Source organism: Rhodoferax sp. RT5P35 (assembly GCF_056521385.1).
The window spans coordinates 1-1,797 of record NZ_JBWMAX010000060.1 but is presented as its reverse complement, the minus strand read 5'-3'; the positions used below and the strand labels follow the sequence as shown (position 1 = coordinate 1,797).

The following is a 1,797-nucleotide window of genomic DNA, read 5'->3' as shown; positions in this document are numbered from 1 at the left end:
GGCGATGCTGGCCCCCACGGCGGCGCGCTCGGACGCGTCTTGCAGTTCGGTGGCGTTGGACTTGGCCTCGGCGGGCTGGGCGTTGAGCATGTTCAGCGACGAGCTCAGCAGCAGCAGGCCGCCGCCCACCTGGAAGCTGGCCAGCGAGATGTTGAAGAATTCCAGAATCTGCAGGCCCAGCAGGGCGCTCACCGCAATCACCACAAACACGCTGAACGACGACACCCATATGGTGCGGCGGCGCTGCGCCTCCGAAAAGCTCTGCGTGTAGTGGATAAAAAACGGCACGATGGCCAGCGGGTTGACGATGGCCAACAGGGTGATGAGGGGTTTGAAGTCCATAGCGGGGGAGCTTAACGCCTGCGTAAGAAACCGAGCCCGTTCCGGCCTGCTTGCACTACGATTCAGTAATGCCGAACCGCCTATTTGCTTTGCGCCTGCCGCAATCCCTCTTTGATAACCTGCGCGTTGCCGCCCTTAAAGACGGTGTGGCGATGAACCAGTATGTGGCGATTGCTTTGGCCGAAAAGCTGGCGACGCGCAGTACCGCCCAGCAGTTTTTGCAAGAGCGGGCTGCGGGTTCCAGCCTTTCCGCCGCAATGGCGATCCTGGACCGGGCGGGCACAGTGGATGCAGAGCCTACGGCCTATTAATCACCGCCCACCCGACACATCCACCAGCGCCCCCGTGGTGTAACCCGCCTCCGGCCCCAGCAGCCAGACAATCGCCTGCGCCACCTCCAGCGCCGTGCCGCCGCGCTGCATCGGCACGCTGGCCGACAGGTCGCGCACCCGGTCGGGCAGGCCGCCGGAGGCGTGGATGTCGGTCTCGATCAGGCCGGGGCGCACCGCGTTGACGCGGATGCCTTCCCCCGCCACCTCCTTGGACAGGCCGATGGTCATGCTGTCGATGGCCCCTTTGGCTGCCGCGTAGTCCACGTACTGGTCGGGCGAGCCCAGGCGCGAGGCGGCGCTGGAGACGTTGACGATGGCACCACCCTGGCCGTAGCCGGGGCCGAAATCGCGCGCGCCTTGGTGGCCCATGCGCCGCACGGCCTCGCGGGCGCACAGGAACGGGCCGATGGCGTTGATGCTGAACATGCGCTGCAGCCGGGCAGCGGTCATGCCCTCCACGCGGGTAGGCACGTCCACCACCCCGGCGTTGTTGACCAGGGCGCGCAGCGGGCCAAGCTGTGCGTCCACGACGGCAAACAGGCGCAGCACCTGGGCTTCATCGGCCACGTCGGCCTGCAGGGCAATGGCCTGGCCGCCCTGGGATCGGATCTCGGCCACCAGTTGCTCGGCGGCGCTGGCGTTGTGCGCGTAGTTGACGGCCACGGCGTAGCCGCGCTGGGCGGCCAGCCGGGCGGTGGCGGCACCGATGCCGCGCCCGCCGCCGGTGACCAGCAGTACGGGAAGGTCGGAGAGTGGGGTCATTCGGGAGTCCTGGGGTAGGCCCAGAACGATACCAGTACCATGGCCCCCCTTTAAGTCCCAGGAGACCTCCATGCCCAACACCATCCACCTGACCGCCGCCGACGGCTTTGTGCTGCCCGCCTACGTGGCCCAGCCCAGCGGCACGCCCAAGGGGGCCGTGGTGGTGGTCCAGGAGATTTTTGGCATCAACAGCCACATCCGTTCGGTGGCCGATGGCTATGCGGCGGCGGGCTACCTGGCCGTGGCCCCTGCCATGTTCCACCGCGTGCAGCCGGGGGTGGACCTGGGTTACACACCCGAAGACATACAGGCCGGTATCGCCCTGAAGGCCGCCGCCGAGGCGCTGGGCGTGCCCACGCTG

Annotated in this window: 4 protein-coding genes; 2 read left to right on the top strand and 2 right to left on the bottom strand. The window is 67.4% G+C overall.

From position 1 onward, the window contains the following. Positions 1-342, bottom strand: a 342-nt coding sequence (locus AC097L_RS23530) for a MarC family protein (RefSeq protein WP_479589161.1), incomplete at its 3' end; no start/stop codon positions are given. Positions 343-410: 68 nt separating this feature from the next. Here AC097L_RS23530 and AC097L_RS23525 point away from each other — a divergent pair. After that, on the top strand, positions 411-653 hold the full coding sequence (locus AC097L_RS23525; RefSeq protein ID WP_479589160.1) for a hypothetical protein: 243 nt from the start codon (positions 411-413) through the stop codon (positions 651-653). Here the strand turns inward: AC097L_RS23525 and AC097L_RS23520 are convergent, their stop codons facing one another. Further along, entirely contained in the window at positions 654-1,436 is a 783-nt protein-coding gene (locus tag AC097L_RS23520) for an SDR family oxidoreductase (protein ID WP_479589159.1), read from the bottom strand. Positions 1,437-1,506: 70 nt separating this feature from the next. Here AC097L_RS23520 and AC097L_RS23515 point away from each other — a divergent pair. Further along, a partial coding sequence (locus tag AC097L_RS23515; protein WP_479589158.1) for a dienelactone hydrolase family protein occupies positions 1,507-1,797 on the top strand: 291 nt, incomplete at its 3' end.